The organism is Kitasatospora sp. NPDC096128, assembly GCF_040303105.1.
Classification (GTDB): domain Bacteria; phylum Actinomycetota; class Actinomycetes; order Streptomycetales; family Streptomycetaceae; genus Kitasatospora.
On sequence record NZ_JBEOSP010000039.1, the window covers coordinates 74,642 to 87,998 of the forward strand.

General features: G+C 73.1%; 14 protein-coding genes. 3 read left to right on the forward strand and 11 right to left on the reverse strand.

Annotated features, from left to right (window positions below):
- Window positions 1-19 precede the first annotated feature (19 nt).
- Window positions 20-853 (reverse strand): inositol monophosphatase family protein, encoded by an 834-nt coding sequence (locus ABTY61_RS32880; protein WP_350508791.1) that lies wholly within the window; start codon window positions 851-853, stop codon window positions 20-22.
- A gap of 133 nt (window positions 854-986) precedes the next feature.
- Here ABTY61_RS32880 and ABTY61_RS32885 point away from each other — a divergent pair, with 133 nt between their 5' ends.
- The gene (locus ABTY61_RS32885; protein WP_350508792.1) at window positions 987-1,904 is read left to right on the forward strand and encodes a LysR family transcriptional regulator; all 918 of its coding nucleotides are present in this window, start codon (window positions 987-989) and stop codon (window positions 1,902-1,904) included.
- Between the two features lie 150 nt (window positions 1,905-2,054).
- Here the strand turns inward: ABTY61_RS32885 and ABTY61_RS32890 are convergent, their stop codons facing one another.
- Complete coding sequence (locus ABTY61_RS32890; RefSeq protein WP_350508793.1) at window positions 2,055-2,576, reverse strand: DUF6328 family protein; 522 nt, start codon at window positions 2,574-2,576, stop codon at window positions 2,055-2,057.
- A gap of 43 nt (window positions 2,577-2,619) precedes the next feature.
- A complete protein-coding gene (locus ABTY61_RS32895; RefSeq protein WP_350508794.1) occupies window positions 2,620-3,099 on the reverse strand; it encodes a flavin reductase family protein in 480 nt (159 codons plus the stop codon).
- 407 nt (window positions 3,100-3,506) lie between these two features.
- Between ABTY61_RS32895 and ABTY61_RS32900 the strand changes: the two genes are divergently transcribed.
- A complete protein-coding gene (locus ABTY61_RS32900) occupies window positions 3,507-4,043 on the forward strand; it encodes a hypothetical protein (protein WP_350508795.1) in 537 nt (178 codons plus the stop codon).
- A gap of 238 nt (window positions 4,044-4,281) precedes the next feature.
- Here the strand turns inward: ABTY61_RS32900 and ABTY61_RS32905 are convergent, their stop codons facing one another.
- From ABTY61_RS32905 to ABTY61_RS32940, 8 genes are all read right to left on the reverse strand, one after another.
- Window positions 4,282-5,919: a multicopper oxidase family protein gene (locus tag ABTY61_RS32905; RefSeq protein ID WP_350508796.1), complete on the reverse strand. Its 1,638-nt coding sequence runs from the start codon at window positions 5,917-5,919 to the stop codon at window positions 4,282-4,284.
- Between the two features lie 542 nt (window positions 5,920-6,461).
- The gene (locus ABTY61_RS32910) at window positions 6,462-7,655 is read right to left on the reverse strand and encodes an MAB_1171c family putative transporter (RefSeq protein WP_350508797.1); all 1,194 of its coding nucleotides are present in this window, start codon (window positions 7,653-7,655) and stop codon (window positions 6,462-6,464) included.
- Window positions 7,655-8,170, reverse strand: coding sequence for a hypothetical protein (locus ABTY61_RS32915; protein WP_350508798.1), 516 nt, complete (start codon window positions 8,168-8,170; stop codon window positions 7,655-7,657). Before ABTY61_RS32915 ends, ABTY61_RS32910 begins: the two co-directional genes overlap by 1 nt.
- A gap of 70 nt (window positions 8,171-8,240) precedes the next feature.
- Window positions 8,241-8,789 carry a hypothetical protein gene (locus ABTY61_RS32920; protein ID WP_350508799.1) on the reverse strand — a complete coding sequence of 183 codons (549 nt, stop codon included), beginning with the start codon at window positions 8,787-8,789 and terminating at the stop codon, window positions 8,241-8,243.
- A gap of 213 nt (window positions 8,790-9,002) precedes the next feature.
- Window positions 9,003-9,353, reverse strand: coding sequence for a 5-carboxymethyl-2-hydroxymuconate Delta-isomerase (locus ABTY61_RS32925; protein ID WP_350508800.1), 351 nt, complete (start codon window positions 9,351-9,353; stop codon window positions 9,003-9,005).
- Between the two features lie 201 nt (window positions 9,354-9,554).
- On the reverse strand, window positions 9,555-9,941 hold the full coding sequence (locus ABTY61_RS32930; protein ID WP_350508801.1) for a ribonuclease domain-containing protein: 387 nt from the start codon (window positions 9,939-9,941) through the stop codon (window positions 9,555-9,557).
- Between the two features lie 98 nt (window positions 9,942-10,039).
- Complete coding sequence (locus tag ABTY61_RS32935; protein ID WP_350508802.1) at window positions 10,040-11,227, reverse strand: DUF6183 family protein; 1,188 nt, start codon at window positions 11,225-11,227, stop codon at window positions 10,040-10,042.
- Between the two features lie 47 nt (window positions 11,228-11,274).
- Entirely contained in the window at window positions 11,275-12,354 is a 1,080-nt protein-coding gene (locus tag ABTY61_RS32940) for a phosphatidylinositol-specific phospholipase C domain-containing protein (RefSeq protein WP_350508803.1), read from the reverse strand.
- Window positions 12,355-12,631: 277 nt separating this feature from the next.
- Here ABTY61_RS32940 and ABTY61_RS32945 point away from each other — a divergent pair, with 277 nt between their 5' ends.
- A complete protein-coding gene (locus tag ABTY61_RS32945) occupies window positions 12,632-13,285 on the forward strand; it encodes a dihydrofolate reductase family protein (protein ID WP_350508804.1) in 654 nt (217 codons plus the stop codon).
- The last annotated feature ends 72 nt before the right edge of the window (window positions 13,286-13,357 follow it).

Here is a 13,357-nt window from a genome sequence, read left to right on the forward strand (position 1 = left end):
GGTGGGTTCTGGTGGGGGGTCAGCGCGAGAGGGTCGATGCGGCTTCGGTGTGGATGCCGGGTGCGGCGGCCAGGAAGCTGTTGCTCTGCGGGGTCCAGGGGCGACCCTGGGCGTCGGAGATCCGTCCGCCGGCCTCGGTGACGAGCAGTGCGCCGGGGAGCAGGTCCGCGCGGGCGCCGGCGAACTGCCAGAAAGCGTCGGCCTTGCCGGCGGCCACGTTCACCAGGTGCAGGGTGGCGGGCACGGCGGTGCGTACGACGAGCGCGTCGCGGAGCATCGCGGTGATCGAGGAGCCGACGCGTCGCACGATCGTCTCGTCCTCGTCCGGCCGGGCCTGGCTGGTGGCCACGATGCTCAGGCCGAGGTCGGTGGTGTGGGAGACGTGCAGGGGCCTGCCGTCGAGGTGGGCGCCCGCGCCGGTGAGCGCGGTGTAGGTCTCGCCGGTCAGCGGCAGGTGGACCGCGGTGAGGACCGGCTGGTTGTCGCGCACGAGGGTGGCGGTGACCGCCCATTCCGGTAGGGCGTGCAGGTGGTTGACGTTGCCTTCGACCGGGTCCACGACCCACCACTCGCCGGGCGGCAGTGCCCCGCCGTCGAGCTCGTCCTCCACCCAGCCTGCCTGCGGGCGCAGTTCCGTGAGGGCGGGGCGCAGGATGGCCAGGGCCGTGTCGTCGTTGGCGGCGAGCGCCCGCATGAGTTCGTCGCGGGTCCGGTAGGGGGTCACGTCGCCGAAGCGCTCGCGCAGCGCGGAGCCCGCGGCGCGTACGGCGATCACGGTCCGTGTCAGCAGGTCGGCGTCGGAGACCGCAGCGTCGGTGGTCGCGGCGTCCGTGGTCGGAAGCGTTTCGGACATGGTGGTACTCCCGTCTGAGCAGAGGGATGAGGTGGCGCGGGCGGAATCCGTGCTTTCTTGCGCCTGCTCTCGAAGATTAGAAGGCAGGTTGATTAACCTCAAGTGCATGTCAGGCACGGCTAGGATGATTCCCATGCAACTGGATTTGAACTTGCTCGCCGCACTCGACGCGCTGCTGGAGGAGGGCAGCGTGGCCGGTGCGGCCGCGCGCCTGCACGTCACCGCCCCCGCGATGAGCCGGAGTCTGGGCCGGATCCGGCACACGACCGGGGACCAGATCCTGGTGCGCACCGGCCGAACGATGACGCCGACGCCGTATGCGATCGCCGTCCGGGAACAGGTGCACGCGTTGCTGCACCAGGTCCAGGGGGTGCTGGCACCGAGCCGTGAACTCGATCTGGCGACGCTGGAGCGCACCTTCACCCTCCGCTGGCACGACTCCCTGGTCGCCCTGAGCGGCCCCGCACTGCTCGCGGCCGTGCGCGCACAGGCACCGGGGGTGCGATTGCGGTTCATCGCGGAATCGAGCACCGACACCCCCGAGTTGCGGCGCGGCGAGGTCGACCTGGAGGCGAACGCCAACCCTCCCGGCGCACCGGACATCCGTGCCGAGAAGGTGGGCGAAACCCCCCTCGTCATCGCCGTGCGGCCGGAGCACCCGTTCACCGGCGCCCAAGCCGTCACCGCAGAGCAGTACGCCGCCGCCGAGCACGTCACCGTCTCGCGACGCGGAAACCTCGGCAACCACCTCGACGACGCCCTCGCCCGCCTCGGCCTCACCCGCCGCGTGGTCGCGACCGTGCCCACCGAAGCGGCCGCGCTGGCGTTCGCGCGCGAGTCCGATCTGGTGGTCAGCGTCCCCGAGGCCACCACACGCTCCGCGGTGACCGACCTCGGCCTGGTCGTGCTCCCCCTACCGCTGCAACTGCCCTCTGCGCCGGTCTACCTGTCGTGGCATCAGCGCTACGACACCGATCACGCACACACCTGGCTGCGCGAACTGGCACGAACCGCGTTGACCGTGCGGCCCTGCGCGAGCACCTTCTGCTGAGCCGGACCCGGTTCGCCGTCCATGTCACGGACCTTGCAGGAGCGGTTCTTTGCCCGGGCTGCAACCCGACCGCCCGCCGCGCCGCTCCCCGGAGCATCCCCGGCCGTCAACGGCTGACCGCTTTGGCCGAAAGCCGCGCCGACCACGCCATCAGCGTTGCGTGCCGCGGTGCTGACGGGCGGCGGTTCGGCTCAGCACGACCTGGGGCAGGATCAGCCAGGCGGTGGTGAACCAGAGCATTACCGCGGCGCTGAGGATCCACGCCACGGGCGCGTCGCCCGTGGCGGTGCGCAGGAGGAGCAGGAGGGCAGCGGTGATCGTCAGGGCCAGGGTGGCCAGGCCGGTGGCGATGAGTCGGCCGGCGACGTGGATCAACTCCGGCTTCATGCCGTGCCCGGCGAGGAAGCGGTGGAAGGCGACGGGTGCGACGAGCGCTCCGGTGGCGATCGCGCCCAGGACCACGGTTGCGTCGTAGAGGTTCTTGTCGAAGTCGGACAGGGCGGCGAAGCGGGGGGTGAAGGCGACGCTGAGCAGGAACCCGAACAGGATCTGCGCACCGGTCTGGCACACCCGGACCTCTTGGAGCATCTCGCTCCACAGCCGGTCCGCCCGTTCCTGCGGAGTCTCGTCGCGGCCGCTCCCGGACGCTCCCTCACGGCTGCTCGATGTCACTGGTCGTCTCCCGTCTCGTCTCGCCACCGGCGCCCGACTCTCGTCATGCGGGGTGTCCGGCGTCGACGTCCTTGACGTCCTGAAAGGTCAGCGGGCTGCCGCTCGATGCGACCTCGGTGTCGAGCGGCTCCAGGAGGAAACCCACGTGGTCGCCCCAGTCCGCCCGGTCGAGAACGCGGCCGGCGAACCAGGCCACGACGCCCGCCAGCACCGGGACTCCGTACGGTCCCGCTTCCCAAGCGGCGAGCGCGAACTTGTCGACGTCATCGCCCGTGCGGCCGCCGAACAGCTCGGCGAGATCATGTCGGCGCGTCGGGAGCAGATGGACCACCAGCACCTGGGAGCGCGACGCGACGGCATAGGTGCGGTTCGCCTTGGAGATCCACACGGTGAAGCGGGGCGGTTGGATCGAGCACTGGCCGGCGAAGCCGACCAGGCACCCCGCGTGCTCCCGTTCAGCCGTCGCGGTGACGACATACACGGGGTAGTCCAACAAGGCGGTGAATGAATCGAATCGGCCCATGGTGCTGCTACTTCCCTCGGAGCCGGGGAGCTGTCGCGGGCAGTTGCGCGACCTCACGGCCGGTCGTCATGGTGACCGCAGAGCCAGGCCGGCGCCTGGTGGAACGATTACCTCGTCCAGCCCGCGCGCTACCGTCGGCGTGGTCGCCCCTACCGCCGGCCTGGTCGCCTCGTGTGTGCTCATGTCGGCAAGTTACGTCCACCGGCTCTCTGCCGCCTCCGGGCTGCGGCCCGGGCCGGCGGCCTCCTGTGGCGGCCGCGCGCCGATCGCGGGCGGCCGCGTCGGGCGGCGTGCGTCGACGGTGCAGGGCACGATGGAAGAACACCTCCACTCTGCTGCACGTCTCCGGCGCCCGCGGGCCGCCCAGGCCGGGCAGCACTGCCCGCCACCTTCCCGAAGGACGCGTGATGTCTCCCCAACTCCTGGCGGAACCTTTGAGCGTCTACCTCAACGACCACCTGACCGGTGCGTTCGGTGGTGCCGCGCTGGCGCGGCGCATGGCCGACAGCCATCCGGACAGCCGCCGCGCGGCCGACCTGCGCCGCCTGGCCCGCGATGTGGAGGAAGACCGCGACGACCTGGTCCGGATCATGAACGGCCTCGGGGTGCCAGTACGCCACTACCGGACCTGGCTGGGCCTGGCGGGCGAGCGGATCGCGCGCCTCAAGCCGAACGGGTCGCTGGTGCGCCGCTCCCCGCTGAGCGACCTGGTCGAACTGGAGGCGATGCGCGCCGGCGTCGAAGGCAAGACCGCGCTGTGGCAGGCGCTGCGCGCCATCGCCGATACCGACCCGCGCTTGGACCCGGACGGCTTGGATCGCCTCATCGAGCGGGCACGGGACCAGACACGCACGCTGAAGGGCTGGCACCAGTCGGTCAGCAGGGAGGTCCTCCCCGGCAGCGGCGCCACCTCTCACACGGGCAGCGGCTCGCCGTCCCTGTGACCGGGGGCGCAGGGCGGGGCGAGAGGCGTCGACCGGCGCTCGGACACCATTGCGGGGTGGTGTGTGGTTGCGGCCGCCGCAATGTGGAGGATCCAAGATCGATCCCGGGGACGGCCTGCGGCCTCGGTGCGGGCCTGCCCCACCCGCCGGCCGCAGTTCCTGGACGGAGTGGGCCGGCGCGGGCGAGGGCCTGCGGGAACCAGCCGGCCTACGGAGGTTTCCGCAGGTCGGACCCCTCCTACCGGACCACGTCGAGGTAGCTCATCATGCCGTGGTCCTCATGGGCGGCGATGTGGCAGTGGAACATCCACTTGCCCGGGTAGTCGGTGAAGGCGACCCGGATGACGACGGTGCCGGGGGCGCCGTCGACGGCGTGGGGCACGGGGACGGTGTCCTGGCGGTGGGTGTAGGGCTGGGGGGTGCCGTTGACGGCGAGGACCTGGAAGGCGGTGGTGTGGAGGTGGAAGGGGTGGTCCTCGCCGGAGTGGTTGACCAGGCTCCACTCCTCGACGGTGCCGAGCTTGGCCGGGGTGGCGAAGACGGAGGTGCCCCCCGCGAACTGTTGGCCGTTGATGTAGAAGGTGTTGCCGTCGGCGCTCTCGGAGAGGTCGACGGTGCGTCGTCGGGCGACGGGTGCGGTGGCGAGGTCGGCGGGGGCGGTCGGGATACCGCCGGTGAGCTCGGGGAGGGGGCGCAGCTGGTTGCCGGCGATCCTGATCGTGGCGAGCTCGGTGTCCGGGTAGGCGTCGCCCTGGGGGCCGTTGGTGTAGGCGGTGGTGCGCAGGGCGGCCTTGGCGGGGTGGGCTCCGGCGGTGACGAGGACGTCGTAGCGCTTGCCCGGGGGGAGCAGCAGGGTGTCCGCGGTGGTGACCCGGGCGACCGGGGTGCCGTCCTCGCCGACGACGGTGAAGTGGTGGCCGTCGAGACGGAGTTGGTAGAAGATGTCGGCCCCGGCGTTGGCCAGGCGCCACAGCTGGGTCTCGTTGGGCCGCATCGGGAGGACCGGCCGCAGGCGGCCGTTGACCAGGCGGACGGTCGGGTTGTCGGAGTTGATCGTCGTCGTGCCGGTGTTCTGCGGGATGTGCCCGCCGGGGTCCAGTTGGACGTCCTTGAGCACGAGGGTGTGCGCGGTGACGTGCCGCAGGTCCGCCGGGAGCAGGGTGCGGTCGTCGCCGATGACCAGTGCGCCGGACAGGCCGGCGAAGATCTGGTTCTCCACGTCGCCGGGCATGCCCGCCATGCCTGACGTGCCTGACGTGCCTGACGTGCCTGACGTGCCTGACGCGCCTGGGGCGCCGGGTGCCGGGCAGGTGGTGCCCATGGCGTGGCTGTGGTACCAGAAGGTGCCCTGGGGGTGGTCGGCGGGGATCGCCAGCCGGTAGGTGGTGCCGGTCCCGGGCGGGACGCACAGGAACGGGTCGTCGGACTGTCCCTCGGGTGAGACGTGCAGCCCGTGGAAGTGCAGGTTGGTGGCCACCGGGAGGTGGTTGACCAGGTGGATGGTGACGGTCGCGCCCGGGTCGGCGTGGATGGTCGGGGCGACGAAGCTGCCGGTGTAGCCCGCGCCGTAGACCTCCCGGCCGGAGATGTCGAAGCGGCTGCGGCCGGCGTCCAGGGTGATGGTCAGGTTCGGGTCGGCGGCGCTGCCCGCGTCCGCGACGGGCGGGTCCTGGAACGGCAGGCCGGCCCGCATGCCCCGTTCCTGGTCGGCGGTCGTGGGCGGCGGCGGGGCGGCGGTCGGCGGGGCCGCCATCGCGGAGGCGCCGAGCGCGGCCGAGATGAGCACCGCCACCGCGGTCATCGCGTGGAAGAGCCGTCGGGTGCGACGTATCCGCTGCCGATCGCACTCGGCGGCGGAATCGATGTCGTGGGACATCAGGTCTCCGTTGTTCGATTGTGCGTGAGGGTGGGTTGAGCTGGACGCACAGCCTGATCGTTCGGCCGCGTCTTGACAACCCCACGACAATCCACGACACCCCCGGGGCGCCCTCGCGGCAACTCGGTGCCGGTACGGCTCGCGCTCCCGCCCACCCCCGTGGGACGGGAGCACGAGCCGTACCGGGGACCCGGCCGTCCGGCACCCACGTGCCGGACGGGCCCTGCGACCCGCTAGCTCCAGCCCGTGTCACGGGCGCGGCGGTGCCACCGGGAGGCCCCTCCGTCATCCCCCGGCGCACCGGCGACGCGCCCGTGTCCGACTCGGCTGTCGCCCGTGCTGCACATCCTCCGGCCCCCCTGCTGGCATCGGCGGGTCGCCCCCACCGCGGTGACGATCATAATCGCCGAGGGGCGAAAACTGCACCTCCAGGGCGGGATTGACTGGCGAAAAGAGTCGACGACCGGTCGGTCGGTCCGTCAACGGGCCGGTCGGGTAGGACGGTTGCGCCGATGCCGAGTACTACGCGTGGTCACCCATGGTCACGCGCCTTCGTTCGCGCCGAGCTGGTGGTAGGCGGCGGCCACGGCGAGCATCCAGGCGATCTCCTCGCGCGGGGTACGGCCGCCGGTGGTCGCGGCCAGGGCCGCCGGCGGGGCCGGGGCGGGGAGGTCGCGGGCCCGGTGCCGGACGGCGGCCCGCAGCCAGCGGGCCTCGACCAGGGCGAGGTCCTCGCCGGGGGCGGGCGCCGCCACGCACTCGGCGGCCGGGGTGACCCCGCAGGCCGGGGCGCACCCGGGACCGGGGTCGTCCTCGCGCAGCACCAGGGCGGCGTCCCGGATGGCGAAGGCCCGGTGGGCGAGGTCGACCGAGCGGTCACGGACGGTCAGCACGTCCCGCAGACGGCTGCTCGGGGTACCCAGCACCACCTGGGGGACGGCGGCCACCACGTCCGCCCAGAGCGGGTGCAGCCGCCACAGCGCGTACTGGTCGCGCAGGTAGCCGAACACCGCCCGGGCGGGCGGGATGGTGACGCCGAGGACGAGCAGCACCAGCATCAGCGCGGGCAGCACCTCGCTGACCGTGTCCTGGAGCGGGATCGGCTTCCCCGCGGCGTCGAACTCGGTCGAGTCGCCCTTGGCCAGGGTGAACCAGTACCGGTACAGCGTGTACAGCAGGCCGGTGGCCCCGGACGCCGCCAGACAGGTGACCCCGACCCGCAGCGCCCCGCGCGGGACGGCCGCCCGGTTGGACCAGAACAGCACCATCGCCCGCGCGCTGGCCAGCGCGAAGACGGTGTTGAAGACGCACAGGTAGGCCTTGACCCCCGGGTCCCCGTAGTGGGCGTCGATGCCGAAACCGCCGTCGGCGTCGTGCGGGAGGGCGAAGACGAACAGCAGGCTCAGGGCGACGCCCGCGACCACGGTGAGCAGCAGCCGGAGCCGGGCGGCACCAGGGCGCTCCGGGCGCCGGCGCACCTCCTGGACGTACTCCAGCAGGAAGTACGCCGCGGCGACACCGGCCAGGTGCTTGAGCAACTGGGTGACGTCCCGGATGCCGGTGAGGTCGCCCAGGGCGTGTTCGACGAACGACGGGCGGCAGCTGAGCCCGAGGGCGATCGCGGTGAAGGCCGCCCACAGCGCGCGGTTGGCCCGGGTGGTGAAGGCCGTGGGGGCCCGCCAGAGCACGACGCCCCAGATCAGCGAGGGCATCAGCCAGGTGAACAGCGGGCGCATCAGGACTTCCTCCACCGGGGTTGGCGTATCGGGTGCAGCAGGCTCTCGGCCAGGCGGTCGGACACCGGGTCGGTGGCGGTGCCGACCAGGTCGGCGAGCAGCAGGGCGATCATCTCGGCCTCCTGCTCCTCGGCGGTGTGGTAGCCGGTGCGGCCCGCGCCCATCAGCTGGGCGATCAGCTCGGGCGTCAGGTCGGGCAGCAGCGCGGAGAGCCGGGACAGTTCGAGGGTGCCGGTGTGGCCGCACAGGACGTGGCCGAGCTCGTGCAGCTTGATCAGGTCCTGGTGGGCGGGGCTGGTGCGTTCCTCGTAGTAGACGACGTCGATGCTGGGCAGCGCGATCCACAGCCCGCAGGGCAGGTCGGGGCCGAGCGCGGGCAGCGGCTCCATGACGATGCGTCGGCCCCGCTCGCGCTCCAGGGCGGCGCGGAAGCCCTCGACGGTGAACGGGGCGGGCAGACTCAGGCCGGAGAGCCGCTGCTCACAGCGTCGGCGCAGGCCGCGGGGGAAGGCCAAGGCGAGGGTGTTCCTTCGGAGCCGGGGGCGGGCGGGAGCCGGTCGGGGGGTGGTGGTGCGGTGCTCCCGCTCAGTTGGCGTCGGCCGGGCCCGCCTCCCGCCCGACGGGGCCCTCGTCGGCCGCGTCCTGCTCCAGCTTGCGCAGGTTGTCGGCCAGTGAGAGCAGGACCCGCAGGCTGCCGTCGGACAGCGCGGAGGCCCGCTTGACCAGGTTGACCACCCCGTCGTTGCCGAGCGCCTGCCGCAACTCGGCGATCCGCTCCAGCTGGTCGAGCTGCTCGTCGACCACGGCGGCCTTGGCGTCGTCGAGGAAGTAGCTCGCGCCGGCGCCGATTCCGAAGCCCCGGCCCAGCCAGTCGAGGGTGTCCACGGTGGGGTTGCAGGCCTGGCCCTTCTGGTTCAGGCCGAGGTGGAGGTTGCGCACGGTGTCGCGGGAGATGACGTCCCGCCCCGCCAGGCGGTTGATCCGGTCGGCGAGTTCGCGGTAGGCCGGGGGCCGTCCGCCCGACCTGGCGGCCTCACGGGCCATCAGCCGGTCCAGCCGACGGGCGATGGCCGAGGCGCGCTCCCCCGGTTGCTCCGGCCCGCCCGTTCCGTCGCCCGTTGCTGATTTCACCATGTACGTCCCCCTCCACGACCCTGCCACGATACCGTCGGTGTTCGACCGGCCGGTAGCGGACACCGGGCTGGCGGGGTCGCGGGCACCGGACGGCGGGCGCGGGCCGGCGGCGGGAAGCGGCCGGTCGACCGGCTCGGCCGCCGGGCAACGGGCAACGGGCAACGGGCAACGGGCAACGGGCAACGAGCCGTCAGCGGGCGGCGCAGTGGGGCGTCAGCGGCCGGGGTGGTGGACGAACCGGTAGGTGTCGCGGTCGAGTTCGGTGACCTGGACGCCGATCGCGGCCGGCCCGGCGACGTGCGAGCGCAGCACCTCGAGCACCCGGGCGGTGAGTTCGGCCCGCTGCGCGGTGCTCCGGCCCGCCAGGATCTTCAACTCCACCAGCACCACGGCCTCGCCGCTCGTGCCGTCACCGACGGTGTGGTGCGGGGCCGGGCGGAACAGGGTCTTGCACTCCGGCACCGTGGTGTCGATCACCTCGGTGACCGCCTTGTGCAGTTCGGCTGCCAGGCCGGACCGGTCGAGGGCGAGTTCGGCCGAGTGGTCGACCAGGATCTGCGGCACGAGGTCCTCCGGGGTGCACGGGTGGGCAGCGCCGACCCTATCGCGCCGGTCCCCCGCCCGGCCGGGCGCGGCCCCGGAACGGCAACCGAGCGGCAAGGGACCCCGGAACGGCGACGGCACCGCCCCGGAGCGGCAACGGACCCCGGCGCGCGGCCGGGGCCCGAAGAGGAAGCGGAAGCGGAAGCGGGACGACGGTTGGAGTCAGCAGCCGAAGTCGATCAGGCGGAAGGTCGCGTAGTGGTCACCGGTGTAGTAGTCCTCCTGCGAGCGCTGCCCGGTGACGATCCGGCGGGTGCCACGGGTCGGCGCGCCCGGGGTCACCACGGTGTACTCGTGGTAGTAGCCGTACCGCTGGGACGGCAGCACGTGCTCCTTGTTGGTGAACACCACGCCGTCCTGGGAGTACGGGAACGGCCCGCCGCGGGCGATCAGGTCGAGGGTGGTCCGGGCCTGGGACGGCAGGGCCGACACGCACACCTTGCCGCTCACCGCGGCCTGCGCCCCGGTGGCGACGGGCGCCAGGGTGGCCAGGGCGATGACGGCGACGGCGGCGGCACGGGTCTTCCACGCGCGTAGAGTTCTGGTCATGCCAACAGGATGGCGAGCCCCGGGGCTCGCCGGAAGCCCCGTTCGGAGTCTTCATCTCCGGTCAACTCGCCGTATCCGTCGATGACTTGGCCTGGCCGTCAGCCGCCGCGGTAGTCCGTGCCGGCGAGCACCGCGAGCCGGCGGCGCCCGGCGTCCAGGACGGCGAAGCCGAGGTCCAGGTCGTCGCAGATGAACCAGTCGCCGCACATGGTGAAGCCGTACCAGGCGCACTCCCCCGCCTGGCGCGCCACCTCGGCCACCGGGTCCTCCGGCCCCGCGCCCGCCATCGCCGCGAGGGAGCGCCAGGCAGCCAGCCGGCCGTAGCCGCCGTACCGCCACTCGCGCTCGCCCCCGCTGCCGCTGGAGGCGGCGACGAAGAGCTGGCGCCAGACCTCGGCGGCGGTGGTCGGCACGACCGCCAGGTGCGCCGCGTGCGCCCCGCCGTCGGCGTCGTCCACACCGGGGACGCCGCCCAGGGGGCCGCGGCAGCCCGCCCCGGACATGCAGTCCATCGGCAGCCCGGCCAGCGTCCCCGGGAGTTCCTCGGGCGCGACCGGCCGCTCGGCCTCGAACACCGCCGCCTCGAGCTGCCCGTTGAACCGCCGGGCCCAACCCTCCACGGCGACGGTCAGCCCGGGCTCGTCCGCCCCGATCTCCACCGCCACCCGGCCGGCCGCCGCGATCCAGGTGCCCGTCGGCAGCCCGTACGGCACGCTGTACGCGACCCCGCCGCGGGAGTAGTGCGGCATCAGGGGCTTGCCCTCGATCGGGTCGAGGGTCCAGGGCAGCCTGGCCAGCGGGTGTCCGGCCCAGTACGGCGAGGCCGCCGCCCAGGCCCGCGCCTCGGGCAGCTGCGCGACCGGGGCGCCCCGCAGCACCAGCTCCTGCAGCAGCTGGGCCCGCAGCTCCTCCGGCACCCGCGGATGGTCGGCCGGGGCCGCGAACACCCAGGCCAGCGCCGCGAGCGGCTGGTACTCGGCCAGCACGGCGGCGGCCCGGCGGACCGGCCGACCGATGCGCGAGCTGACGGCGAGCTTCAGCTCGAGCGCGCGCTCCACGTGCACCCGCCCGGGCCTGGTGGCCACGTCCCAGAGGATGCGCTCGTAGAGGTAGTCGTGCTCGGCACCCGCCCAGCCGGAGCCGTAGCGGCGGTGCAGCGCGGCGCCGACCTCCACGTGGTAGGCCGTGTCACCGCGCTCCAGGTGCTCGTCCAGCAGCACGCACACCTCGCTGACCCGGTGCGTCCCGGCCAGGCCGGCCACCAATTGTTCGATCGTCTTCGCCACGAGGGCGAAGCCTAGACCGGCACGAAGAGCGGCCGACCGGCCGACCGTCAGCCCCGCGCCAGCACCAGGGACTGCACCGGCGACAGCTTGCGCCAGTCGCTGGACACGATGCTCGCGTGCGCCCGGGCCAGCTGCTCGGTGCGGGCGCGGGCCTGGTCGACGCTCGGGTCGGTGGCGCTGATCCTCGGCGCCACGTTCTGGGCGTCGGTCATCACCAGCAGGTAGTGCGAGCGGTCGTACCAGGCGGTGTCGATGCCGTTGAGGTACGTGGCGGCGTCGCCGTCGAAGACCACGAACCAGGGGCGGAGGCCGGCGTCCGCGCCGGTGTACTTGCTCCGCGGGTCACCGCCCGCCGCACCGTGCACGGCCGGGAACAGCTGGGCCTTGCCGATCCGGCCGGCGGCGGCCAGGTCGCGCAGGTGCCGACCGTACTCGACGTCGGTGTGCAGGGTGTCGAAGGGGTTGTGCTCCTCGACCGTACCCGGGATCGCGTAGAGCAGCACCCGCCCGGCGAGGGCCGAGCGGCTCGGCCAGTTGCCCGCCCGCACGGCCTCGTCGACGGTGGCGAAGGAGCCGCCGCCGGGCTTGGCCAGCACGTCGGCCGGGCGCAGCACCGCGCTGCCCAGGTGGGTGGCGATCAGGGTGTCCAGCTGCTCGGGGCCCATCCCGAGGTTCGCCGCGAAGCCGCCCTTGACCTCCAGCTTGATCACCAGCGGTCCGGCGCCCGGGTGGGCGCCGAGCCAGACCCGGACGTCGTCCAGGCAGTGCTCCAGGTTCTTGTCGGTGCCACCTCCGTAGAGCTGGGCCGGGGTGTCGGCGGCGGTGCAGTTGTTGGAGTTGCCGAGCGGGTTGGCGTGGCTGACCTTCCACTCGTGGGTGACGACGTCGGTCCAGAGGTCGAGTTCGATCATGCCGGTGCCGGTGTCCAGGCTCTGAGCGAGGTACGGGTAGGCGGCCGGTTCGTAGGTGTTGTGCAGGCCGACGGTGGTGGCGGAGCCGAACGGCAGGGCGCCGGTGCCGGTGTCGGTGGTGTCCGCGGCCGCGGGGCCCGCCGTGGGCACCAGGGCGGCGGCGGTGGCGAGCAGGCCGGCGGCCAGCAGGCCGGCCAGGGTACGGCGTACGGTCATCGGATTCGTCCCCCCGGAGATGGTCACGACGGCCGCCGGTGCGCGCCGCCGGAGGCAGCATCGCCGGACTGGACGTGCGCCTCGTGAAGAAGGCACGACAATATCGTGACGGTTTCACCACCTCGGCCCGGGCCCCGCCCCAGGAGCCGCTGCCCCCTGACACGCCACGCCCGTCGGTGACGGAGCGTCAGATCTGTCGGACCCGGACGCTAGCGTGGCCCGCGAGCGGACGGCTGCGAGTGGCCGTCGGAGCGCCACGAGCAGCGGAGGCAGCAGCATGTCCCTGGTCCGGGTCCACAACTTCTCGATCTCCCTCGACGGGTACGGCACCGGCGAGGGCCAGAGCCTGGAACAGCCCTTCGGGCACGCCACCGACCGGCTGCACCGGTGGTTCTTCGGCACCCGCACCTTCCGGCGGATGCAGGGCAAGGAGACCGGCGGGACCGGGGTGGACGACGCGATGGCCCGCACCTGGGGCGACGGCATCGGCGCCGAGATCATGGGCCGCAACAAGTTCGGACCGCAGCGCGGCCCGTGGGAGGACGAGGACTGGCGGGGCTGGTGGGGGCCGAACCCGCCGTTCCACACCCCGGTCTTCGTGCTCACCCACCACCCGCGCCCGAGCCTGGAGATGGAGGGCGGGACGGTCTTCCACTTCATCGACGCCTCCCCCGAGGAGGCGCTGCGGCAGGCCCAGGAGGCAGCCGGCGGGCTGGACGTCCGGATCGGCGGCGGGCCGCGCACCGTCCGGGCCTTCCTGGAGGCCGACCTGATCGACCACCTCCACGTGGTCGTGGTGCCGATCGTACTGGGCCGGGGCGAGTCGCTGTGGGCCGGGCTGGAGGGGCTGGACGAGCGCTTCGACACCGAGGCGGTGAGCAGCCCGAGCGGGGTCACCCACCTCACCTTCACCCGGCGCGACCGCACCTGACGGGCACCGGCGCACGGCCGGGTGATCACAGGCCGACGGGCGGCCTCCCCGCGCAGCTGCTGCGCGGGGAGG